23 protein-coding genes are annotated in these 20,902 nt (G+C 72.4%); 15 read left to right on the top strand and 8 right to left on the bottom strand.

What is annotated here, in order from left to right:
- Positions 1–53: 53 nt before the first annotated feature.
- Positions 54–485 (bottom strand): hypothetical protein, encoded by a 432-nt coding sequence (locus ACH4UK_RS15105; RefSeq protein ID WP_398356492.1) that lies wholly within the window; start codon positions 483–485, stop codon positions 54–56.
- A gap of 73 nt (positions 486–558) precedes the next feature.
- Between ACH4UK_RS15105 and ACH4UK_RS15110 the strand changes: the two genes are divergently transcribed.
- The 9 genes from ACH4UK_RS15110 to ACH4UK_RS15150 all read left to right on the top strand — a co-directional run bounded on the left by ACH4UK_RS15110 (position 559) and on the right by ACH4UK_RS15150 (position 10,253).
- The gene (locus ACH4UK_RS15110; protein WP_398356493.1) at positions 559–1,353 is read left to right on the top strand and encodes a phospholipid scramblase-related protein; all 795 of its coding nucleotides are present in this window, start codon (positions 559–561) and stop codon (positions 1,351–1,353) included.
- Between the two features lie 49 nt (positions 1,354–1,402).
- On the top strand, positions 1,403–3,109 hold the full coding sequence (locus tag ACH4UK_RS15115) for an FUSC family protein (protein ID WP_398356494.1): 1,707 nt from the start codon (positions 1,403–1,405) through the stop codon (positions 3,107–3,109).
- Complete coding sequence (locus ACH4UK_RS15120) at positions 3,106–3,612, top strand: MarR family winged helix-turn-helix transcriptional regulator (protein ID WP_398356495.1); 507 nt, start codon at positions 3,106–3,108, stop codon at positions 3,610–3,612. Before ACH4UK_RS15115 ends, ACH4UK_RS15120 begins: the two co-directional genes overlap by 4 nt.
- Before the next feature lie 459 nt (positions 3,613–4,071).
- Positions 4,072–5,712 carry a sensor histidine kinase gene (locus ACH4UK_RS15125; protein ID WP_398356496.1) on the top strand — a complete coding sequence of 547 codons (1,641 nt, stop codon included), beginning with the start codon at positions 4,072–4,074 and terminating at the stop codon, positions 5,710–5,712.
- Positions 5,709–6,116 (top strand): roadblock/LC7 domain-containing protein, encoded by a 408-nt coding sequence (locus ACH4UK_RS15130; protein ID WP_006128841.1) that lies wholly within the window; start codon positions 5,709–5,711, stop codon positions 6,114–6,116. The genes ACH4UK_RS15125 and ACH4UK_RS15130 overlap by 4 nt, the downstream gene beginning before the upstream one ends.
- On the top strand, positions 6,113–6,484 hold the full coding sequence (locus tag ACH4UK_RS15135; protein ID WP_398356497.1) for a DUF742 domain-containing protein: 372 nt from the start codon (positions 6,113–6,115) through the stop codon (positions 6,482–6,484). Before ACH4UK_RS15130 ends, ACH4UK_RS15135 begins: the two co-directional genes overlap by 4 nt.
- Positions 6,465–7,079 (top strand): GTP-binding protein, encoded by a 615-nt coding sequence (locus ACH4UK_RS15140; protein WP_398356498.1) that lies wholly within the window; start codon positions 6,465–6,467, stop codon positions 7,077–7,079. The genes ACH4UK_RS15135 and ACH4UK_RS15140 overlap by 20 nt, the downstream gene beginning before the upstream one ends.
- A gap of 147 nt (positions 7,080–7,226) precedes the next feature.
- On the top strand, positions 7,227–8,771 hold the full coding sequence (locus tag ACH4UK_RS15145; protein WP_398356499.1) for a cytochrome P450: 1,545 nt from the start codon (positions 7,227–7,229) through the stop codon (positions 8,769–8,771).
- A gap of 135 nt (positions 8,772–8,906) precedes the next feature.
- Positions 8,907–10,253: a 6-phospho-beta-glucosidase gene (locus tag ACH4UK_RS15150; RefSeq protein WP_398356500.1), complete on the top strand. Its 1,347-nt coding sequence runs from the start codon at positions 8,907–8,909 to the stop codon at positions 10,251–10,253.
- Here ACH4UK_RS15150 and ACH4UK_RS15155 read toward each other — a convergent pair.
- Together ACH4UK_RS15155 and ACH4UK_RS15160 are read right to left on the bottom strand one after the other, a co-directional pair.
- Complete coding sequence (locus ACH4UK_RS15155) at positions 10,250–10,687, bottom strand: hypothetical protein (protein WP_398356501.1); 438 nt, start codon at positions 10,685–10,687, stop codon at positions 10,250–10,252. The genes ACH4UK_RS15150 and ACH4UK_RS15155 overlap by 4 nt on opposite strands.
- Entirely contained in the window at positions 10,681–11,157 is a 477-nt protein-coding gene (locus ACH4UK_RS15160) for an ATP-binding protein (protein WP_398356502.1), read from the bottom strand. The genes ACH4UK_RS15155 and ACH4UK_RS15160 overlap by 7 nt, the downstream gene beginning before the upstream one ends.
- A gap of 207 nt (positions 11,158–11,364) precedes the next feature.
- Between ACH4UK_RS15160 and ACH4UK_RS15165 the strand changes: the two genes are divergently transcribed.
- Genes ACH4UK_RS15165 through ACH4UK_RS15175 form a run of 3 tightly spaced genes read left to right on the top strand, consistent with a single transcriptional unit; the run spans position 11,365 to position 13,311 of the window.
- The gene (locus tag ACH4UK_RS15165) at positions 11,365–12,225 is read left to right on the top strand and encodes a helix-turn-helix domain-containing protein (protein ID WP_398356503.1); all 861 of its coding nucleotides are present in this window, start codon (positions 11,365–11,367) and stop codon (positions 12,223–12,225) included.
- Positions 12,225–12,461, top strand: a complete 237-nt coding sequence (locus ACH4UK_RS15170; protein ID WP_398356504.1) for a DUF397 domain-containing protein — start codon at positions 12,225–12,227, stop codon at positions 12,459–12,461. Before ACH4UK_RS15165 ends, ACH4UK_RS15170 begins: the two co-directional genes overlap by 1 nt.
- A gap of 40 nt (positions 12,462–12,501) precedes the next feature.
- Positions 12,502–13,311 (top strand): SAM-dependent methyltransferase, encoded by an 810-nt coding sequence (locus ACH4UK_RS15175; RefSeq protein WP_398356505.1) that lies wholly within the window; start codon positions 12,502–12,504, stop codon positions 13,309–13,311.
- Positions 13,312–13,313: 2 nt separating this feature from the next.
- On the opposite strand, the gene ACH4UK_RS15180 is transcribed toward ACH4UK_RS15175, so the two are convergent.
- Positions 13,314–13,766: a cupin domain-containing protein gene (locus tag ACH4UK_RS15180; protein WP_398356506.1), complete on the bottom strand. Its 453-nt coding sequence runs from the start codon at positions 13,764–13,766 to the stop codon at positions 13,314–13,316.
- Positions 13,767–13,818: 52 nt separating this feature from the next.
- Between ACH4UK_RS15180 and ACH4UK_RS15185 the strand changes: the two genes are divergently transcribed.
- The 3 genes from ACH4UK_RS15185 (at position 13,819) to ACH4UK_RS15195 (ending at position 15,927) form a co-directional block, all read left to right on the top strand.
- The gene (locus ACH4UK_RS15185; RefSeq protein WP_398356507.1) at positions 13,819–14,784 is read left to right on the top strand and encodes a GlxA family transcriptional regulator; all 966 of its coding nucleotides are present in this window, start codon (positions 13,819–13,821) and stop codon (positions 14,782–14,784) included.
- Between the two features lie 43 nt (positions 14,785–14,827).
- Positions 14,828–15,262, top strand: a complete 435-nt coding sequence (locus ACH4UK_RS15190) for a YchJ family protein (protein ID WP_398356508.1) — start codon at positions 14,828–14,830, stop codon at positions 15,260–15,262.
- A gap of 77 nt (positions 15,263–15,339) precedes the next feature.
- Complete coding sequence (locus tag ACH4UK_RS15195; protein ID WP_398356509.1) at positions 15,340–15,927, top strand: GNAT family N-acetyltransferase; 588 nt, start codon at positions 15,340–15,342, stop codon at positions 15,925–15,927.
- Between the two features lie 30 nt (positions 15,928–15,957).
- Here the strand turns inward: ACH4UK_RS15195 and ACH4UK_RS15200 are convergent, their stop codons facing one another.
- The 4 genes from ACH4UK_RS15200 to ACH4UK_RS15215 all read right to left on the bottom strand — a co-directional run bounded on the left by ACH4UK_RS15200 (position 15,958) and on the right by ACH4UK_RS15215 (position 20,899).
- On the bottom strand, positions 15,958–18,051 hold the full coding sequence (locus tag ACH4UK_RS15200; RefSeq protein ID WP_398356510.1) for an MDR family MFS transporter: 2,094 nt from the start codon (positions 18,049–18,051) through the stop codon (positions 15,958–15,960).
- Between the two features lie 56 nt (positions 18,052–18,107).
- Positions 18,108–18,956: a hypothetical protein gene (locus ACH4UK_RS15205; RefSeq protein WP_398356511.1), complete on the bottom strand. Its 849-nt coding sequence runs from the start codon at positions 18,954–18,956 to the stop codon at positions 18,108–18,110.
- A 132-nt stretch (positions 18,957–19,088) separates the two neighbouring features.
- Entirely contained in the window at positions 19,089–19,265 is a 177-nt protein-coding gene (locus ACH4UK_RS15210; protein WP_398356512.1) for a hypothetical protein, read from the bottom strand.
- 419 nt (positions 19,266–19,684) lie between these two features.
- Complete coding sequence (locus ACH4UK_RS15215) at positions 19,685–20,899, bottom strand: acyl-CoA dehydrogenase family protein (RefSeq protein ID WP_398356513.1); 1,215 nt, start codon at positions 20,897–20,899, stop codon at positions 19,685–19,687.
- Between the last annotated feature and the right edge of the window lie 3 nt (positions 20,900–20,902).

A 20,902-nucleotide genomic window follows, 5' to 3' on the forward strand; every position in this document is an offset into this window, starting at 1 on the left:
GGCCGCTCCCGGTGAACCGGCGCCGGGGCGCGGCGGGAGAGCGGACCCGGCTTCTAGATCCGTTGGACCTGGAGACGCAGTTGATCGACGGAGCGCACACCGTCGTGCGCGGGACCTCGGATGGCCGCCGCGCCGGTGAGCGGGGCGGCGGGGACGAAGGCCACGGGCGAGGGAAGGGCCACGGGGGCGGACGACGCGGGAAGCACGACGGCCACCGAGTGCGTCGAGCCGCCGTGGCACGAGGTCCCGAGACCCCGGTCCGACGGGGAGGCCAGCACGACCGGCTCGAAGGCCGCGTCGGGCGCCGGGGTGAACGCCCGGACGGCGCCGACGCCGGCCGGGCCCGCCGCGACCGGCACGGCGGCGGACGAGGTGGTGACCGAGCAGCAGAAGAGCATGGCCAGCAGGAAGAACACCCAGCCCAGGGCGAGGGGCGTGCGGGAGCGGCGCCGCTGCCGGTCGGTCCGCGTGCTCACCCTGGTCATCGCCCGTCATCGTAGTGGGTGTATGAAGTTTCAAAGAATATGGGTCGCGCTGCTAGCGGGATAGTGTGCCCGAGTGACCACGCAATCGAACATAGCCGCGGGCTGGTTCCCCGATCCCCATGGCGCGCCCCAGCTGCTGCGCTACTGGGACGGGACCCGCTGGACCGAGCACACCCATCCCGCCGAGGGGCAGCAGGCCCCCGCCGCCGCCGCGGCCCAGCAGGCCCCGGGCGCTGCCGGGATCCCCGCCCAGCAGGCCGTGTCCGTAGGGTCGCTCTTCGACCAGCCGGTCCTGGTGGTGAACCAGAAGGCCAAGCTGATCGAGGTCACGAACGAGTACCGGGTGTTCGACCAGCACGGCGCCACCGTCGGCTCGGTCGTCCAGGTCGGCCAGAGCGCGTTGCGCAAGGTGCTCCGGTTCGTCTCCAGCATCGACCAGTACCTGACGCACCGCCTGGAGATCCGCGACGCGCACGGCCGGCCGCAGCTGCTGCTGACCCGCCCCGCGAAGTTCATCAAGTCGCGTGTCGTCGTCCAGCGCCCCGACGGGCAGCCGGTCGGCGAGATCGTCCAGCAGAACGCCATCGGCAAGATCAATTTCGCCATGACGGCGGGCGGTGCGCAGGTCGGTGCGATCAGGGCGGAGAACTGGCGCGCCTGGAACTTCTCCATCGTCGACCACAACGGCACCGAGATCGCCCGGATCACCAAGACCTGGGAAGGCCTCGCGAAGACCATGTTCACGACGGCCGACAACTATGTGCTCCAGATCCACCAGCGGCTGCCCGAACCGCTGCTCAGCCTGGTCGTCGCCACGGCCCTGACGGTGGACACCGCCCTCAAGCAGGACGCCCGGGGTCTCGGCTGACCGGTCGGCGTCGATTGTTTACAGGTGTAATACTTGTTAACGTGTATGGGTGAGTGATACATCCATACGGCCCCGGCGGCCCTCGGTCCGGAGCATCCCGCTGGCCTCGGCCCTCCGGCTCTCGCGGCCCTCGGACACCTGGTTCAAGCCCGCCCTCAGCGTGGTCGTCGCCTCCGCCGTGCCCCACCTGACGCTCCTGGCGGTCGGCCGGCTGGACCTCGTGATCTACACCATGGCCGGTTCGCTCTGCGCGCTCTACGGCCACGGCCTGCCGTACGCCCGGCGGGCCGTGGCCGTCGCGGGCGTGGTGCTCGGCATGGCGGCCGGGCTCGCCGTCGGTCTGGTCACCGCGTCGCTCACCGGGTCGACCGCCGTGCTCATCGCGGTCGGCGCGCTGCTCGCCGCCGCCCAGAAGGCGCTGTGCGACGCCACCCGGATCGGACCGCCCGGCCCCGTGATCTTCACCTTCGTCAGCTCCGCCGCCCTCTTCGCCCCGCAGCGCCCGGAGCAGATCCCCGGCCACCTCGCCCTGACCCTCGGCGCGGGCGCGTTCGCCTGGCTGGTCGCCGTCGCGCCCGCCCTGGTCCGCCGGGAAGGGCCCGAACGCCGGGCCGTCGCCCGTGCCCTGGAGGCCGCGGCCGGGTGCGCCGCCGCCCCCGGCCCCGGCACCCGGCACGCCGCGGCCGCCGCCGTGCACGCCGGCCGGCAGTGCCTGCTCGTCTCCGGCCGCCCCACCCCCGTACGCCGGTCCCTGGAGGGGCTCGTGGTGCACGCCGAAGCGGCCTTCACGGCCCCGCGCCCCGGGGCCGGAGCGGTGGATCCGGACCGGCTGCGGGCCTGGGCCGCCCTGACCCGGGCGCGAGGGCCCGTGCCCGCGCCGCCGCCGTCCGGCACCGCCGGCGAACCCTTCGGGATCGACGCCGAACGCGCCGCCCTGCGGGCCCCCGACAGCCGCCGCGCGGCCCGCCGCGCCCTGCTGCGCCGCCTCGGCCCCGGATCGCCGCTGCTGCCCGTCGCCGTCCGCACCCTGGCCGGCTGCGCGCTCGCCGGATACCTCTGCGCCGCGCTCGGCGTCGGCCGCCCCTACTGGGCGATCGTCACCGCCGCCTCGCTCTGCCAGGCCAATATCACCCTGTCGTGGAACCGGGCGCTGCAACGGACCCTCGGCAACGTCCTGGGCGTCCTGGTCTTCGCGGCCGTCCTGCCGGTCTCCCGGATCAGCCCGCTCGCCCTCGTCTGCTGCTGCCTCTTCTTCAGCTTCGCCGCCGAGGCCCTCATCACCCGCAACTACTGGCTCGGCTCCGTCGCGGTGACCCCGATGGCCCTGCTGGTCCTGGAGTTCGGCGGCGCCCACCCCGCCGGGGAGCTGATCGGCGACCGGGTCCTGGACACCGTCCTCGGCGCGGCAGCCGGCTTCCTGGCCGCGGCGCTCGTCACCAACCGGCGGGCGGCCGGGAGGGTCGAGCGGGCGCTCGACGCCACCCGCCGGGCCCGCGCCGCCGCCGAGCGGGCCCTCGCCGACCCCGGGGCCGCGCCCGCCGCACGGGACCGGGCGCGCCGGACCCTCACCGCGAGCCTCGTCGAACTGCGCGAGGCGGGCGACACCGCCGCGGGTGAATGGTGGCAGCGCGCCCTGCCCGAGCAGCGTCTTCTCGCGGCGGAGCAGGCCGGACACCGTACGCTCGCCACGACAGCACAACGGCGGGGACCCGAGACACCCCCTACGGTCCACGCCCCTTCGATCGGAGCGGAGTGACCGACGACATCGTTGCCTCGGTGGTGCGGCAGTGGCAGGCCGTCAACCCCGGGCTCGACACCGGGCCGATGGAGATCATCGGCCGGATCAACCGCTGCGCCGCCCTGCTCCAGCAGGCGGAGGACGCCCCGCTGCGCTCCGCCGGACTGACCCGCGCCGAGTTCGACCTCCTCGGCGCCGTACGCCGGACGGACCGGGAGCTGACCCCCGGTGAGCTGGCCCGCGAGACCTTCTCCTCGGGAGCCGCCGTCACCAAGCGGCTGCGCGCCCTCCAGGACCGCGCCCTGGTCGACCGCCGGGGCGACGACCGCGACCGGAGGGTCGCCCACGTCCGTCTCACCGACGAGGGCCGGGCCCTGGTCGACCGGCTGCTGCCCGAACAGCTCGCCTACGAACGCGCGGTGCTCGCCGGACTCGACCAGGGAGGCCGCGACGAACTCGCCTCTCGGCTGGGCGAGTTGCTCGTGCAGTTGGAAGGGCGGCTCGGCGGGGCCCGGCGCTGACCCCGCCGGCGAGGGGGGCTTTCGGGCGCGCGTCAGCACGGCGCCTTTTCGTACCACCCGCCCGGCGACCAGGAATCTGTCCCTTTCGATCTGGTTCGATCACCTGTGCCTTGGCCTGTTCTGTGGGGTGCAAGGCGCTGAGGGCATGCCCATTTGCCCCGTAACGCCCGCGTGTGGCATGTGACTTATTCCGTGTGTCGGTACGGGAGGAGTCCAGGGCAGTTCATTTTCGGCCTCGCTCACTCACCGCGCACGGTCCACAGCGCTGCGTGCAAAAACTGGTGAGTGTATTCCTCTCGGCGAGCTTCCGCAGAGGGTTGGGTGAATATGCCGAAGCACTGTTCTGATCTGGCTAAGCTCACGCGCAGTGAAGTCGAGTTGAGACGAATTCGAGCACTTGTTCCCGAGTCTCCGCTCACGTGCGCATACATCCCGGAATCAACCGCCAGAGGGTTTTAGATGGTTCGTGTTGAATCACCGCCGACCGACAGAGAAGTTCCCGTCGTCCGCGTAGTCCTGCTGCCCGTGGCCCTGCTCGCCGGCGCCACCGTCGCCGGAGCGGCCCTGGTCGCACCGGCCGCCCGGATACCGGTCGCCGTGTGCGGCGCGATCACCACGCTCGTGGTCGCCGTACTCACCGTGGCGCTGCACCGCCGACGACGCGCCATGCGCGTCCAGCGTGCCGAGTACGAACAGCGCATCGCCTACCTGGAGCACCGCATCCTCTCGCACGACGCCGAGACGGTACGGCTGACCAAGGAGGTCATGCCCGCCGCCATCCGGCGTCTGCGGGTGGGCAATTCGCCCGAAGAAGTGATGCGCGACATCGTCGACGCGGACGTGGCCAACCGCCATCTGCCCAAGGCGCTGCGCGAGCAGATCTACCAGGTCCTCGAAGTCATCGACAACGAGGAGGCACGGCGTGACTCCGCCCAGCGCGCCTTCGTCAGCGTCGCCCGCCGGGTCCAGGCGATCGTGCACCGCCAGGCCAGTGAACTGCGGGAGATGGAGGACCACTACGGGCGCAACCCCGAGGTCTTCGACGACCTGCTGCGCATCGACCACGGCACCGCGCTGATCGGCCGGCTCGCCGACTCCATCGCCGTGCTCGGCGGCGCCCGCCCCAGCCGCCAGTGGCCCAAGCCCGTACCGCTGTTCAGCGTGCTGCGCGGCGCGATGTCCCGCATCCTGGAGTACCAGCGCGTCGAACTGCACTCGATCGCCAAGGTCGCCATCGTCGGCACCTCGGTCGAGCCGCTCATCCACGCCTGCGCCGAACTCCTCGACAACGCGACCCGCTACTCGCCGCCCCAGACCCGGGTGCACGTCACCGCGGTCGAGGTGCAGACCGGCATCGCCATCGAGATCGAGGACGGCGGCGTCAGCCTCAGCGAGGAGGCCCGCGCCCGCGCCGAGAACATGCTCGCGCAGGCCCAGGCCGGCATCAACATGAACGACCTCGGGGAGTCCCCGCGCCTGGGCATGGCCGTCGTCGGCCGGCTCTCCCGGATGTACCAGCTCCAGGTGTCATTGCGTCAGTCGGCGTACGGCGGCGTCCGCGCCGTCCTCATCGTGCCGCGCGACATGATCACCACCGGCCCCGCCCCGGGCATCGCCCACGGCATCGGCGCCACCTCGCGGCCCACCAGCTCGCTGGACATGTCGCAGCTCCAGCACGTGGTCCCGCCGCCCGGCAAGCGCAAGCCCAAGCCCGCCGCCACCGGCCCCGTGCCGTCCGTGGCCGCACCGGTCGCCACCGGCGCCCCCGCGGCCGCGTCGCGCCCCGCGGTTCCCGCGGCGGCCGTGGAGGACGACCTTCCCGTGGTCACCGAGTGGACCGAGAACGGGCTGCCGCAGCGCCGCAGCCGGGGCCGCGCCCCGCTCGGCTCGCACAACCTCCCCCAGCAGCCCCCGCCGCCCCCCGCGCCCGCCAACGGGTCCCAGCCCGGCCGGGACGAGGGCGCCGGCGGCGGACGCGGCGAGGAGAAGCCGCCCGGCCTCTGGCTGGACGCCTTCACCAAGGCCGTCAACGGCGTACCGCAGGAACGACAGCACGGCGAAGACTCCGATGACGCGTGGGACAAGGGAGACCTGAAGTGATCCAGCAGCGGGGAAACATGGACTGGATGCTCAAGGAACTGGCCGACGACGTGCCGAGCATCCACCAGATCGTGGTGCTCTCCTCGGACGGCCTGCGCATCGCCATGCACGGCGGCGACCCCGACGTCGCCGACCGGCTGGCGGCGGCCTGCGCCGGACTGCAGAGCCTGGCCGCCGCGGTGGCCACCGAGATCCCGTACAGCGACGGCCTCATGAAGCTCGTGGTCATCGAAGTGACCGGCGGCTTCTTCTACCTGATGGCGGCCGGGACCGGTGCGTATCTCGCGGTCCTGGCCGGCGAGACCGTCGACGCCGGACTGGTCGGTGCCCGGATGCGGGACATGGTCGTGCGGATCGGAGCCCACCTGACCAGTCCGCCCCGCCACGGCGGGCAGTCCGGATGAGTGGTCCTCGACGAGAACGCCGCAAGACCGATCCGGATCTCCACGATCCGGAACGGCTGTACGTGATCACCGGCGATCTCGACGACAGCGAACGGGCCGCGCTCGACCTGGTCACGATGGTCGTCGCGCAGGCGGAGCCCTCGCCGACGTTCCAGCCCGAGCAGGCGGCCATCCTGCGGCTCTGCCAGGCCCCGTTGTCCGTCGCCGAGATCTCCGCCTACCTCAGCCTGCCGTTCAGCGTGGTCACCTCGCTCCTGAGTGATCTCCTGGCGACCGAGCTCATCGAGTCGCGCGCGCCGATCGTCCGCGCCACTCTCCCCGACAGGTCCCTTCTCGAAGCGGTGATGCATGGACTTCAGAAGCTCTGACACGATCACCGGACCCCGCAGTGAGGACGTCCTCCCCACCACGGCCACCGCCGCGGTGAAGGTCGTGATCGTCGGCGGGTTCGGCGTCGGCAAGACGACGATGGTCGGCTCGGTGAGCGAGATCCGGCCTCTGACGACCGAAGAGACCATGACCCAGGCCGGCGTCGGCGTGGACGACAACGCCGGGGTGGAGACGAAGACCGCCACCACGGTCGCCATGGACTTCGGACGGATCAGCCTCAGCGAGGAACTGATCCTCTATCTGTTCGGCACCCCCGGCCAGGAGCGCTTCTGGTTCCTGTGGAACGGCCTCTTCGAAGGAGCCCTCGGCGCGGTCGTCCTCATCGACACGAGACGGCTCGAAGTCAGCTTCGACGTCATCGGCCGGCTGGAGGAGCGCGGAGTGCCGTTCGTGGTGGCCGTGAACACCTTCCCCGACGCGCCGCACCACCCGGTCGAGGCCCTGCGCAGGGCCCTCGACCTGCCGGACGAGGTCCCGATGATCGACTGCGACGCCCGGCTGCGGGGGTCCAGCCGCGATGTGCTGATGACCCTGATGCGCTATCTGCACAGCCTGGCCGTCCCCCTCGCCTGACGCCCCCGCACCCCGGGCCCCGGCGACGGGACCCGCACCGGGGGCGCGCGCCATCCCCCGGCGTACGTCCCCGGCCCGGTCCGCGCCCGGACGCCCCGTCCCGCCCGCTTGTGCACCAGCCCTGGAATCCTGATCCCTGGAGCCCCTGTGACAACCCCCTTCCACCACGAACCCGGCGCCGTCCCGCCGCCGCAGTGCCCCGCCCACAACCTCGACATCGGCCCCGGCGGACTGCGCCGGCTCTACGGCCCCGAGGCGGAGAACAACCCCTCGGGCCTCTACGACAAACTCCGCGCCGAACACGGCACCGTCGCCCCGGTCCTGCTCCACGGCGACGTACCCGCCTGGCTCGTGCTCGGCCACAGCGAGAACCTCCACCTCACCCGTACGCCGTCCCAGTTCTCCCGGGACTCGCGGCGCTGGCGGGCCCTCCAGGACGGCAGCGTCGCCCCGGACCACCCGCTCGCCCCGATCTTCACCTGGCAGCCGGTCTGCGTGTTCGCCGACGGCGCCAAGCACGAGCGGCAGCGCGGCGCGGTCACCGACAGCATGGAGCGCATCGACACCCGCGGGGTGCGCCGGCACATCAACCGCTTCAGTAACCGCCTCGTCAACGACTTCTGCGAGAAGGGCACCGCCGACCTGGTCGGCCAGTTCGCCGAGCATCTGCCGATGATGGTGATGTGCGCGATCTTCGGCATGCCGGAGGACTACGACGAGCGCCTCGTCCAGGCGGCCCGGGACATGACCCGCGGCACCGAGACGGCCGTGGCCAGCAACGCCCACATCGTGTCCGTGCTGACCCGCCTGGTGGAGCGGCGCCGCGCCGATCCGGCGCCGGACTTCGCCAGCTGGCTCATCGAGCACCCGGCCACGATGACCGACATCGAGGTCGTCGAGCATCTGCGGCTCATCCTCATCGCCGCCTACGAGTCCACCGCCAACCTCATCGCCAACGTGCTGCGCATGGTCCTGATCGACCCGCGCTTCCGCGCCCGGCTCAGCGGCGGGCACATGACGGTGCCGGAGGCGGTCGAGCAGACCCTCTGGGACGAGCCGCCGTTCACCGCAGTCTTCGGCCGCTGGGCGGTCGGGGACACCGAGCTGGGCGGCCAGCAGATCAAGGAGGGCGACGCCCTGCTCGTCGGGATCGCCCCGGCCAACACCGACCCCGTCGTCCGCCCGGACCTGGCCGCCGACATGGGCGGCAACCGCGCCCACCTCGCGTTCAGCGGCGGCCCCCACGAGTGCCCGGGACAGGACATCGGCCGCGCCATCGCCGACGTCGGCGTCGACGCCCTCCTCATGCGCCTGCCGGACCTGGAGCTCGGCGTCGGCGAGAGCGACCTGCGCTGGGTCGGCAACATCATGTCCCGCCACCTGGTCGAGCTGCCGGTCAAGTTCGCCCCCAGCCCGCAGCAGAAGCTGGACGCCGACCCGCTCTCGGTGATGGCCCGCGCCACCCGCCCGGCCGGAGACTGGGAGATCTCCTCCCCGGCCAGGCCCGTCCCCGAGCCCCGGCACGAGGCGGCGGGCATGCCCCCCGCCCCCCGGCCGGCGCCGCCCGGACCCCCCGCGGCCGAACCGGCCCCCTCCCACCCCGCTCCGGGGGCGACGATCCCGCGACAGCGCCGCCCGGCCGCCCCGGCCCGGCTCTGGCAGGCGGTCGCCCGCTGGTGGAGCGGCTACTGACCCACCGTCGACCGTGCACCGCAACGGCCCCGGCCCCGGATCACGCCCCGGGCCCGGGGCCGTTGCGGCGCGCGCCCCGGCGGGCGGGCGTGGGCAACGCCGGCCGGCCCGGACCTGCCCGTACCATCGAGCAGCGTGAAGCTGACAATTCTTGGCGGTGGCGGATTCCGGGTGCCTCTGGTGTACGGGGCCCTCCTCGGCGATCACGCCGAGGGCCGCGTCTCCCGGGTCACGCTGTACGACACCGACGCCGACCGGCTCACCGCCGTCGCCCGCGTCCTGGAGGAACAGGGCCGGGGCATCGCGGACGCCCCCGCCGTCGTCGCCACCACGGAACTCGACGAGGCGCTGCGCGGCGCCGACTTCGTCTTCTCCGCCATCCGCGTCGGCGGACTGGCCGGTCGCGCCGCCGACGAACGGGTGGCCCTGGACGAGGGCGTGCTCGGGCAGGAGACCGTCGGCGCCGGAGGCATCGCGTACGGGCTGCGCACCGTCCCCGTCGCCCTGGACCTCGCCCGGCGCATCGCCCGCCTCGCCCCGCAGGCCTGGGTCATCAACTTCACCAACCCGGCGGGCCTCGTCACCGAGGCCATGTCCCGGCACCTGGGCGACCGGGTCATCGGGATCTGCGACTCGCCGGTCGGTCTCGGGCGGCGCATCGCCCGGGTCCTGGGCGCCGACCCGGACCGGGCCTGGGTCGACTACGCCGGACTCAACCACCTCGGCTGGGTCCGCGGTCTGTACGTGGACGGGCGGGACGAACTGCCCCGGCTGCTCGCCGACCCCCAGCTGCTCGGCTCCTTCGAGGAGGGCCGTCTCTTCGGCGCCGAACTGCTCCGGACGCTGGGCGCGATCCCCAACGAATACCTGCACTACTACTACTTCAACCGCGAGGCCGTGCGCGCCTACCAGGAGGCCGAACAGACCCGGGGCGCCTTCCTCCGCGACCAGCAGGAGGGCTTCTACGCCCGCATGCGCGAGCCCGGCACCCCCGCCCTGGCCACCTGGGACCGCACCCGCGCCGAGCGCGAGGCGACGTACATGGCCGAGAACCGCGAGGTCGCCGGGGCGGGGGAGCGGGCGGAGAGCGACCTGGAGTCCGGCGGCTACGAACAGGTCGCGCTCGCCCTGATGCGAGCCGTCGCCCGCAACGAACGCACCTCGCTGATCCTCAACGTCCGCAACCGCACGACCCTTTCGGCCCTGGACGCGGACGCCGTCGTCGAGGTGCCCTGCCTCGTCGACGCCAACGGGGCCCACCCGGTGGCCGTCTCGCCCCTCCCGTACCACGCGGTCGGCCTGGTCACCGCGGTGAAGGCGGTGGAGCGGGCGGTGCTGGAGGCGGCGGAGAGCGGGTCCCGCGCGGCGGCCGTCCAGGCTTTCGCACTGCACCCGCTGGTCGATTCGGTGGCGGTGGCCCGGCGGCTGCTCGACCGGTACACCGAGGTGCATCCGGGGCTCGCCTTCGTCGACGGGCCCTAAGGCGCGGACACGATGCTCGGCGCACCCGCGGCGACCCACCGCGGGGCCACCCCGGTCACCTGGCAGACCATCAGGAAGAGCGGGATGGGCGGGGTGTACGGGGTGAGGCTGTCCGGCGAGTGGATCAGCCGGGGCCGGCCGCCGGGCACGTCCGCGTCCCGCGCGTACGTCACCTGCTCGGGCCAGTCGAGATCCAGGTCGGAGCCGGCCGGGACGATCCACCACCAGCGGTCCGCGTCGGCGAAGACGCAGCCGGTGCGCGGCAGATGGGACATGAGGCGAAAGCCGTGCCGAGCGGGCACCCCGACCGCGTCGCAACCCAGACTGGCGGACATCGAGGCCGGCAGAGCCAGCCGCACCCGGCCGCCGCGGTCCTGTTCGGGCGTCCGGGCCCGGTGCGCCGCACGCAGCCGGGACAGCGCGTTCTTCAGCATGGCTGCTCCGTGCCGGACTGCTGCTCCGCGTCGTCCGCCAGCTCCGCCCAGACGATGCGCCCGGAGGCGTCCCCGGCGTCGTGCGATCCCCAGGCGCTGCTCATCGCGTCGACGAGGAGCAGCCCGCGGCCGTGCTCGTCGTCGGAGGAGCGGCGCAGCCGCGGGCCGCAGGGCTGGTGTCCCTGGTCCTGCACGGCTATCCGCAGGCGTCTGCCGAGGCGGCTCAGCTCGCAGACCACCCGGGTGCTCGCGGTGTGCACCACGGCGTTGGTCACCAGCTCGGAGACGATGAGCACCGTCGCGTCACAGGCGTCCCGGCTCAGCTTCCAGGCGTCCAGGCGGGCTCGCGCCAGCTCGCGCGCACCCGCCACCGACTCGGGGTGCGCCGGCAGCGCGAAGCAGTACCGGAGCGCCTCCGTCCCGGGACTGAGGTCCATGAGCCGGGGGATGAGCGCACTGCCAGGTGCCACGACCGATTCCTCACAGTGGGGGCTGCGTCACGCTTCGTTCCCCGGGTGCTCGGGAGCGGGCATGACTGAGCGAACTGGTTCGGGAGTCAACTCTCCCCCTGACGATGACACTTGGCAAGAGGCACTCTGAAATTTCCAGAGTGACTGTGTCGTTGGGGGCGCACGCATGGCACACTGCTCGCAAAACAGCGCATGGGGAGGTCTGAAGTGAGCGAACCGCGGTCCGCCCCGACTGTGGGCCAGGTCGTTCTCGGCAAGCGCCTGCAGGATCTGCGCGAGCGGGTCGGTCTGACCCGTGACCAGGCGGCGAAGGTGCTCAGGGTCGCCCCAGCGACGATACGCAGGATGGAAACGGCCGAGGTCGGGCTGAAGATCCCCTACGTCCAGCTGCTGCTGAGGGCGTACGGCGTCGCCGACCAGGAGGCCGACGCCTTCGTCGAGCTGGCGGAGGAGGCGAACAAGCCGGGCTGGTGGCAGCGTTTCCACGACGTCCTGCCCGACTGGTTCAGCATGTACGTCAGCCTGGAGGGCGCCGCGAGCCTGCTGCGCATGTACGAGCCGCACTTCGTGCCCGGACTGCTGCAGACCGAGGACTACGCGCGCTCCGTGATGCGGACCGGAGCGGTCGGCCAGGCCAGACCCGAGGACATCGAGCGCCATGTCGCGCTGCGGATGGAACGCCAGTCTCTGCTGGCCAAGGACGACGCCCCCCGACTGTGGGCGATCATGGACGAGACCGTCCTGCGACGGCCCGTCGGCAGCGCGCAGGCGATGCGCGGGCAGGTCGACAAGCTGCTCGAGGCCACGGAGCTTCCCCACGTCACGCTACAGATCGCGGAGTTCGCCACCGGCCACCACCCGGGAACCTACGGGCCGTTCGTCCTCTTCCGGTTCGCCGTCCCCGAACTCCCCGACATGGTCTACAGCGAGTACCTGACCGGAGCCGTCTACTTCGACGCGCGCCCCGAGGTGGCCTCCTACCTCGAAGTCATGGACCGCATGGCGGCTCAGGCCGCAACTGCACAACGCACGAAGGAAATCCTCCGGGACTTCCGCAAGGAGCTGTGATGAATCACATATACAACGGCATGCCGGCCGGTGACCTCGGCTCCGAAGGCTGGTTCAAGCCGTGGAGCGGAGGGAACGGCGGCAACTGCATCGAGGCCATGAAGCTCGCCGACGGGCGGGTCGCCGTACGCCAGTCCGCGGATCCGGACGGCCCCGCTCTCATCTACTCCAACGGCGAGATCGCCGCGTTCATCCAGGGCGCCAAGGCCGGACAGGCCGACTTCCTTCTCACCTGAGTCCACGCCGACGTACGGACCCCTGACCACGGAGCGTGCCATGACCGGCCAAGAACAGCACTCCACCGAGATCGACACCAGCAAGCCGCATCCGGCCCGGATGTACGACTGGTTCCTCGGCGGCAAGGACAACTACCCGGTCGACGAACAGATGGCGCGGCAGCTGCTCGCCCTGGACGCACGGGGCCGTGACATGGCGCGGGTCAACCGGGCGTTCATGCACCGGGCCACCCGCTGGCTCGCGGAGAGCGGTGTGCGTCAGTTCCTGGACATCGGCACCGGCATCCCCACCGAGCCCAACCTCCACCAGATCGCCCAGCAGGCGGCCCCCGACGCGCGCATCGTCTACTGCGACAACGACCCGATCGTGCTCGCCCACGCGGCGGCCCTGCTCCGCTCCACGCCCGAGGGCGCCACCGAGTACATCCAGGCCGACGCCCGCAGGCCCGGGACCATCCTGGCCGAGGCCGGCAAGGTCCTGGACTTCGACCGGCCGATCGCCCTGTCGCTGCTGGCCCTGCTGCACTTCATCGACGACGAGGACGGCGCGGCCGAACTGGTCGACCAGCTGGTCGAGCAGCTTCCCTCCGGCAGCTATCTGGTGCTCTCGCACACCACCGGCGACTTCGATCCGCAGGGCGCCGCGCAGGCACGGGCCATGTACAGGGCGCGCGGGATGACGCTGCGGCCCCGCAGCCGCGCCGAGCTCGCGGCGTTCTTCGACGGCCTCGAACTGGTCGAGCCGGGTGTCTCGCTCTCCGCCGCCTGGCATCCGGAGCTGGGCGAGGTCATCGACGTCCCGGGCGACGAGCCGATCCCCGGATACGCGGGCGTCGCCCGCAAACCCTGACCTCAGCGGGCCGGCCCGCCCGCGCCCGACGCGGCGCCGAGAGCGTGTCCCGTGGTGACGTCCACATGCCCGGGTACCTCGTCGTGCGCATCGCCCACCGTCGAGGTGCCCGAGGGCTCGAGGAGCAGGATCGAGGCGCCGCCACCGGACCGGGGCAGGTGCCAGACGCCGCGCGGGACGACGAAGACCGCACCCTTCTCCAGGGTCACGGACCGCTCGCCACCGCTGTCGCCGTCGCGCAGAGCGATGTCCAGCGTTCCGTCCAGCACGAGGAAGAACTCGTCCGTCTGCTCGTGGACATGCCAGACGTGCTCGCCGGCCACCTTGGCCACGCGTACGTCGTAGTCGTTGACCCGGGTCACGATGCGCGGACTCCACAGCGCCTCGAAGGAGGCCAGCGCGGTGCTCAGCGCGATCGGTTCGGTGGCGGGCCGTGCCGCGTTCCTGTCGCTCATGGATCCATCCTGGGCGGTGGACCCCACCGCCCGTGAGTGCTACGAATCGCGGATGGCGAAAGAATCCTCGCACCGGGTGGTCATGATCGTCTCGGCCGGCTCCAATCCCTTCGAGATGGGTGTGGCGACCGAGCTCTTCGGCCTGCGCCGGCCCGAGCTGCCCTTCGACTGGTACGACTTCACCCTCTGCTCGCCCACTCCGACGGTCCGCATGCACGACGGCTTCTTCCAGCTCTCCGGCGTCCCCGGGCTGACGGCCGTGGACCGCGCGGACACCGTCATCGTGCCCAACCGGCCCGACCCGCTGGAGGAGGCCGACCCGGACGTCCTGGCGGCGATCCGGCGTGCCCACGCCCGCGGCGCGCGCCTCGTCAGCTTCTGCACCGGCGCCTTCACGCTCGCCGCCGCCGGGGTGCTGGACGGCCGACGGGCCACCACGCACTGGAGATGGGCGGATGCCTTCACCGTCCGGTACCCGCGGGTCGACCTCGACCCGGACGTCCTCTTCGTCGACGACGGGCAGGTGATCACGGCGGCCGGCAGCGCCGCGGCCCTGGACGCCGCGCTCCATCTCGTCCGCGCCGACCACGGGGCCGAGACCGCGGCGGCCGTCAGCAGACGGCTCGTCCACCCGGCCCACCGGGACGGTGGCCAGCGCCAGTTCGTCGAGCATCCCGTGCCCATGACCGCCGACGCCTCGCTCGGGCCGCTCCTCGAGTGGGCCACCGAGCACCTGGCCGACGGCCTGGACGTGGCGGCGCTCGCCGCCCGCGCCGCGGTCAGCCCCGCCACCCTCCACCGCCGCTTCCGCGCCCAGCTCGGCACCACCCCGCTGGCCTGGCTCACCGAGCAGCGCGTCACCCTCGCCCGCCGTCTCATCGAGCGCGGCGAGGAACGCCTCGACGTGATCGCCCGCGTCAGCGGACTCGGCACGGCGACCAGCCTGCGGACCCAGCTCCGCCGCCGTACCGGGCTGACGCCCACCGAATACCGCCGCCGCTTCGCCCCGGCCCGCTGAGCCCCGGCCCGCTGAGCCCGCCGTCCCGCGTCACAATGGACCCATGTCACGACGCACCTCCCGGCCGCGGGTGTCCGCCGCCGCGCGGATCACCTCCGCCTCCCCGTGCCCCTGCGGACTGCCCGCCGCCTACGGGCAGTGCTGCGGCCGCTTCCACGCCGGCACCGCCGCCGCCCCGACCTGCGAGGCGCTGATGCGCTCCCGGTACGCGGCCTTCGTCGTCCAGGACGCGGCGTACCTGCTGCGCACCTGGCACCCCGAGACCCGGCCGCCCGGCGTCGACTTCGACCCCTCGATGCGCTGGGTACGCCTGGAGATCCTGGACACCACGGACGGCACCGCCTTCCACTCCACCGGAACGGTCACCTTCCGCGCCCATTACACCGACGACGGGCGTCCCGACTCCCTCCACGAGCAGAGCCGCTTCCTCCGGCACGAGGGTGCCTGGGTCTACACGACGGCGGTCTTCGTCGACTGAGCGGCGTCCGGGGCGGTGCTCGGCCGACGCGCGAAATCGGTTTCCCGGCGGCCCGCGCGCGACCGTACGATCCGCGCATGGACGAGGACGAGGCAGCGACGCCGTACGCCGCGCGGGAACGATTCTGGCGGGGCCGTGACGTCGCCTTCACCCCCGTCGAGCCCGACGACGCCGCTCTGATCCACCACTGGCGCGCCGACCCGGTGGCCGCCCACGAGACGGGCGTCTGGCCCGGCTCCCTCCAGGAACTCCGCGAGCGCATCGCGTCCCACGTCGAGGACCGCCACCGCGACGACTTCCTCGTCCTTCTGGCGGACGGCACCCCGGTCGGTCACATCGCCCTCATCGAGGAGGACTTCGTCGACGGCACGGCCGAGGCCTGCCTCCTGCTCGCTCCCGGACACCGGCGCCGGGGCCTCGGCTCCGACGCGCTCGCCGCCCTCACCGACCTGGCCTTCGGCGAGCTGCCCCTGCACCGGATCGAGGCCGTCACCCACACCGACAACGTGGCTGCCCTGGCCACCTTGAGAGGAGCGGGCTTCGTGCCGGAGGGCGTGCGCCGGTCCTCCTGCCTGCACCGCGGCCGCCGCCACGACAACGCCGTCCTCGGCCTGCTCCGCGAGGAGTGGGAGGCGCTCGTCCGCCCCCGGTCCTGGGAGTTCTGACCCCGGCCCGCACCGCCCCGGGCTGCCGCGTCAGGCCGGAGCCCCCACCCGCGTCGAGCCCCCGGGGCCGGCCGCGGGGGACAGCTCCTGGGCCAGGTCCTCCGCCAGCAGCCGCTTGGCGATCACGTCCACGGTGGCCCGGAGCTGACGGTCGTCGGGGCGTGCGCCGTCCTCGGCCAGCCGCTCGTTCAGCCAGCTGCCCCAGGCGTCGGAGATCACCGCCGCTTCGCGCCGCCCCGCCGCCGTGTGCGAGAAGATCCGGCCGTCGCCCGTCAGGAAACCCTCCTCGATCATCCGGTCGAAGACCGGCACCAGCACCTCCGGCGGGATGCGGTGCCGGGCCGCGATCAGCCCGAGGCCCGCGTGGCCGACCATCCGGGTGAAGAGGTCCACCTGCATCACCGCCCAGGCCCCCGCGGTGTCGAGGCGGGTGTCGGACCCGGCGGTGATCCGCCGGGCGGTGTCCGGGCCCGCGCCGTGCAGGATCGCGGCCACCGAGAATTCGAGGACCTTCGCGGAATCCCCGCTGCCCGGCTGGGCGAAGCCCTCGCCCATGTCCGTCGACCCGAGCCGCGCCGAGTCCCGCAGCTTCACCTCCTTCAGGAACAGGGCCACGACGAAGCCGATCAGCGCGATGGGCACCGTCCACAGGAACACGGTGTGCAGCGTGTCCGCGTACGCCAGCGCCAGCGGTTCCGACTGGGCGGCGGGCAGTGCGTGCAGGGCCTGCGGGCTCTGCGAGGCGCCGGCCAGCACCGCCGGGTCACCGCCCGCTGCCACCGCCCGCGCGACGCCGTCGGTGAGGTTGGGCTTCAGCGCGTTGGCGTAGATCGTGCCGAACACCGCCGTGCCGAAGGCGCTGCCCAGCGTACGGAAGAACGTCACGCCCGAGGTGGCCGTGCCCAGGTCCTCGTAGTCGACGGTGTTCTGCACGGCGATCGTCAGCACCTGCATGGCCAGGCCGATGCCGAGGCCGAGCACCACCATGTAGAGCGACTCCAGCCACACGCCGGTGCCCGGCCCCATCCGGGACAGCAGGAACAGCCCCGCCGCCATGACCAGGGTCCCGACGATCGGGAACACCCGGTAGCGGCCCGTCTTGCTCACCACGTTGCCGCTGAAGATCGAGGCGGCCAGCAGACCGACGACCAGCGGCAGCGTCCGCACCCCCGAGAGCGTCGCCGAGTCCCCGTCCACGTACTGGAGATAGGTCGGCAGGAAGATCATCGAGCCCAGCATCGCGAAACCCACGATGAAGCTGAGGATCGAGCAGACGGTGAACACCGGGTTCCGGAACAGCCGCATCGGCAGCATCGGTTCCTCGGCCCGCGTCTCCACCAGGCAGAACAGGGCCAGGGCGATCAGTCCGCAGACGAAGAGGCCGATGATCACGGCCGAGCCCCAGGCGTACTCGTTCCCGCCCCAGCTCGTCGCCAGGATCAGCGCGCTCGCCCCGACGGTGACCAGCGCGATGCCCCGGTAGTCGATGACCGGCCGCCCCGCGGCCTTCACCGACGGAATGTTCCGGGCGGCGGCGATGACCACCACGATGGCGATCGGCACATTGACGTAGAACGCCCAACGCCAGGTCAGATGGTCGGTGAACAGCCCGCCGAGCAGCGGCCCGATCACGGTCGAGATGCCGAAGACCGCCCCGATCGCGCCCTGGTACTTGCCCCGTTCGCGCAGCGGGATCACATCCGCGATCAACGCCATCGACGTGACCATGAGGCCGCCCGCGCCGATGCCCTGCATACCGCGCCAGATGATCAGCAGCAGCATGTCCGACGCCAGGCCGCACAGGAACGATCCCGTGATGAAGATGATCGCCGAGACCTGGAAGACCAGCTTCCGTCCGAACAGGTCGCCGAACTTGCCGACCAGGACGGTGGCGACCGTCTCGGCGAGCAGATAGGCGGTGACCACCCACGACATGTGCGCTGCGCCGCCCAGGTCCGAGACGATCGTCGGCAGGGCCGTGCCCACGATCGTCTGGTCCAGCGCCGCGAGCAGCATGCCGAGCACGATCGTCGCGAAGACGATGTTGCGCCGCCGCCGGTCGAGGACGGGCGGCGGCGCGGCGGCACTCTGCGCGGCGGGGGCTTGCTCGCTGGCAGTGGTCACCCCTGCACCCTCACACCGGCCCTCCGCCCCCGCATGCGGGGGCGGGCCGGACGGGGTCAGAGCGAGGCGATCGACGTCTTCAGCCGCGCCACGAACGCCTCGCGGACGTCCTCGCCGACCCGGTCGAGCGACAGATAGGGGTTGAGGTCCTCCAGCTCCACGAGCAGCAGCTCCCCCTCCGCCGTCCGGCAGGCGTCGACCCGCTGGATCCCGTGCGTGAGCGAGTTCCAGAGGATGAAGCGCCGGGCGAACGCCAGATCCCGCGCGCTCGCCGCGTACGGCTCCAGCACCCAGCGCCGCTCCGGGTCCGGGGCGTACAGCGCGTACTGGAAGTCGTCGTCGACGAAGTAGAAGGACACCTCGTGGCGGAAGTCGATCCGCGGCTGCACGAGCAGGGAGCCCTCGGCCGCCCGCTCCAGCTCGGCCCCGGCCTCCGCCGCCGTGACGAACCGCAGCCCGACCGAGTCCGCCCCCCGCTTCGGCTTGACCGCGTACTGCGGGACGTCGGGCAGCTCCGGCAGATCCGCCGCCCGGTCCACCGTGGGAATGACCGGGAAGCCGGCCCCGCTCATCTCGACCAGATACTCCTTGCCGGCCATGTCGCCGCGCCCGCCCAGCGGGTTGTAGACCGGTGTCCGCAGCTCCCGGGCCCGCGCGCAGAAGGCGTCGTACGCGTCCCGGTAGTGCAGCACGGGTCCGCTGTTGCGGACCAGCACGGTGTCGAACCCCTCCAGCAGCGCGGCCGCGTCACGGGGATGGCACAGCGCGACGTCGAACGCCTCGCGCAGCCGGGAAGCCAGAAAGACGTCCTCGTCGCCGTAGCGGCGGCCGCGCGCCTCGTAGGCGAGATCGGTGACGAGCAGGAGGGAGGGGCGGCGTGCGCCGACGGGTGACGCGGCGGTCATGGGGGTTCTCCCGGGGTGCGGAGGCGGACGGACGATCACTATCGCCGACATCCCGGCCGGGCCATGCGGAGGGGGTGCTTCCGTGGTGCCGAGGCCCTCGCCGCTCCGGGCGGACACCCGCCGCCGTACGGATCAGACAGCGCCCGCGGATCCGCCCCGTACGGCCGCCACCCACTCGACGAGAAGCCGCTCGTACTCCCGGCGGCCCTCCGGCGACACCACACCGCCGTCGGCGACCAGAGCGCGGATCTCCGCGTTCAGTTCAACCATCGGGCGGGCAGGGGTCGGCTCGGTCGAAGTGGAGGTCATGTGAAGAGGCTAGTGGCACGGAGGCGCGCGAGGCACCGATGGGGCGTGTGGGACCCGCCACGGGCAGCCGCCGTCCCGGCCTCGAAGCGGCGCCGGCGCGCCGGCTTCGGCATGCCGCGGACCTCTCCACATCGTCGCCACGTATCGCCACGACCAGGCGGTCCGAGGGGCGTTGTCGCACGTCGCAGGCGTGCGGCGGGGCGTCGACGCCGGATGCGCGCTGCCCGCCGCGCCCGGTGAGGGCCTCCGGTGGCCCGGCCCGGAAGGCGGCTTCCACGCCTCCGCCCAGGCGTCTTCGTACGCGTCCGGGGCGACGAGGATCACATGTGCCGACCGTCACCGACCGGCCGGGACGGGCGGCCGACCCGGCGTCAGACGGACCGGCGGGCCGCCCGGCGCGGGGCAGCCCGCCCGCCCGCTCAGCGAATGTGCCGCCCCGAGATCGCCCGAGCGATGACGAGGCGCTGGATCTCGCTGGTCCCCTCGAAGATCGTGTAGATCTTGGCGTCGCGGTACATCCGCTCTACGGGGTGCTCCCGGCTGTAGCCCGCGCCGCCGAGGATCTGGACCGCCTTCTCCGTTGCCGCGACCGCGAGTTCACCGGCCCGCAGCTTCGACATGGAGCCCTGGGCCGCGTCGAAGGTGCGGTCGTTGCGGGCCATCCAGGAGGCCTGCCAGATCAGCAGACGCACGGCCTCGATCTCCGTACGGATATCGGCCAGGGCGAAGGCGATCGACTGGTTCTCGATGATCGGCCTGCCGAACGCCTCGCGCTCACCCGCGTATTCCAGGGCGTATTCGTAGGCGGCCCGCGCGATGCCCAGGGCCTGCGCGGCCACGGTCGGGCGGCTGACCTCGAAAGTCGCCATCGCCGCCTGGCCCTTGGCGGTGCCGCCCTCCCGGGCCCGTGCGAGGCGGGCGTCCAGCTTCTCCTTCCCGCCGAGCAGACAGTGGCCGGGGACGGTGACGTCGTCGAGGAAGAGATCCGCGGTGTGCGAGGCGCGGAGCCCGAGCTTCTTGACCGTACGGCCCGCCGTCAGGCCCTTCGTGCCGGGCGGCACGATGAACGCGGCCTGGCCGCGGGCCCCGAGCGCCGGGTCGACCGAGGCGATGACGACGTGCACCTCGGCGATGCCGCCGTTGGTGATCCACGCCTTCTGACCGGAGATCACCCACTCGTCGCTCGCCTCGACATAGCGGGCCTTCGTCGTCATCGCGGAGACGTCCGACCCGGCGCCCGGTTCGGAGACGCAGAAGGCGGCAACCTTCGGGTCGGCCTCGTCGCCGTAGCACTGCGGCACCCACTCGGCGAGCTGGTCCGGGGTGCCGGACGCGAAGATTCCGGCGACCGCGAGCGAGGTGCCGAACAGGGCCATGCCGATGCCCGCGTCGCCCCAGAACAGTTCCTCGTTTGCGATCTGGAGCGAGAGCCCGGTGGGGTCCCCGTACAGGTCGGCGAGCGACTCGAAGCCGTACAGACCGATCCGGGCGGCCTCCTGGATCACGGGCCAGGGGGTTTCCTCGCGGGCGTCCCACTCGGCGGCGGCCGGGCGGACCACCTGGGCGGCGAAGCCGTGCACCCAGTTGCGCAGGTCCTGCTGCTCCTCGGTCAGGGCCAGGGAGAAGAAGCTCATGGG

Source organism: Streptomyces sp. NPDC020884 (assembly GCF_044333935.1).
Taxonomy (GTDB): Bacteria; Actinomycetota; Actinomycetes; order Streptomycetales; family Streptomycetaceae; genus Streptomyces.

What these genes read in the sequence shown, in the direction of transcription:
- ACH4UK_RS15185 (WP_398356507.1), top strand. Translation starts at nt 13,819, where the DNA reads ATGGCGAAAGAATCCTCGCACCGGGTGGTCATGATCGTCTCGGCCGGC.
- ACH4UK_RS15135 (WP_398356497.1), top strand. Translation starts at nt 6,113, where the DNA reads ATGAGTGGTCCTCGACGAGAACGCCGCAAGACCGATCCGGATCTCCAC.
- ACH4UK_RS15195 (WP_398356509.1), top strand. Translation starts at nt 15,340, where the DNA reads ATGGACGAGGACGAGGCAGCGACGCCGTACGCCGCGCGGGAACGATTC.
- ACH4UK_RS15205 (WP_398356511.1), bottom strand. Translation starts at nt 18,956, where the DNA reads ATGACCGCCGCGTCACCCGTCGGCGCACGCCGCCCCTCCCTCCTGCTC.
- ACH4UK_RS15155 (WP_398356501.1), bottom strand. Translation starts at nt 10,687, where the DNA reads ATGCTGAAGAACGCGCTGTCCCGGCTGCGTGCGGCGCACCGGGCCCGG.
- ACH4UK_RS15170 (WP_398356504.1), top strand. Translation starts at nt 12,225, where the DNA reads ATGAATCACATATACAACGGCATGCCGGCCGGTGACCTCGGCTCCGAA.
- ACH4UK_RS15140 (WP_398356498.1), top strand. Translation starts at nt 6,465, where the DNA reads ATGGACTTCAGAAGCTCTGACACGATCACCGGACCCCGCAGTGAGGAC.
- ACH4UK_RS15190 (WP_398356508.1), top strand. Translation starts at nt 14,828, where the DNA reads ATGTCACGACGCACCTCCCGGCCGCGGGTGTCCGCCGCCGCGCGGATC.
- ACH4UK_RS15180 (WP_398356506.1), bottom strand. Translation starts at nt 13,766, where the DNA reads ATGAGCGACAGGAACGCGGCACGGCCCGCCACCGAACCGATCGCGCTG.
- ACH4UK_RS15210 (WP_398356512.1), bottom strand. Translation starts at nt 19,265, where the DNA reads ATGACCTCCACTTCGACCGAGCCGACCCCTGCCCGCCCGATGGTTGAA.
- ACH4UK_RS15105 (WP_398356492.1), bottom strand. Translation starts at nt 485, where the DNA reads ATGACCAGGGTGAGCACGCGGACCGACCGGCAGCGGCGCCGCTCCCGC.
- ACH4UK_RS15175 (WP_398356505.1), top strand. Translation starts at nt 12,502, where the DNA reads ATGACCGGCCAAGAACAGCACTCCACCGAGATCGACACCAGCAAGCCG.
- ACH4UK_RS15125 (WP_398356496.1), top strand. Translation starts at nt 4,072, where the DNA reads ATGGTTCGTGTTGAATCACCGCCGACCGACAGAGAAGTTCCCGTCGTC.
- ACH4UK_RS15215 (WP_398356513.1), bottom strand. Translation starts at nt 20,899, where the DNA reads ATGAGCTTCTTCTCCCTGGCCCTGACCGAGGAGCAGCAGGACCTGCGC.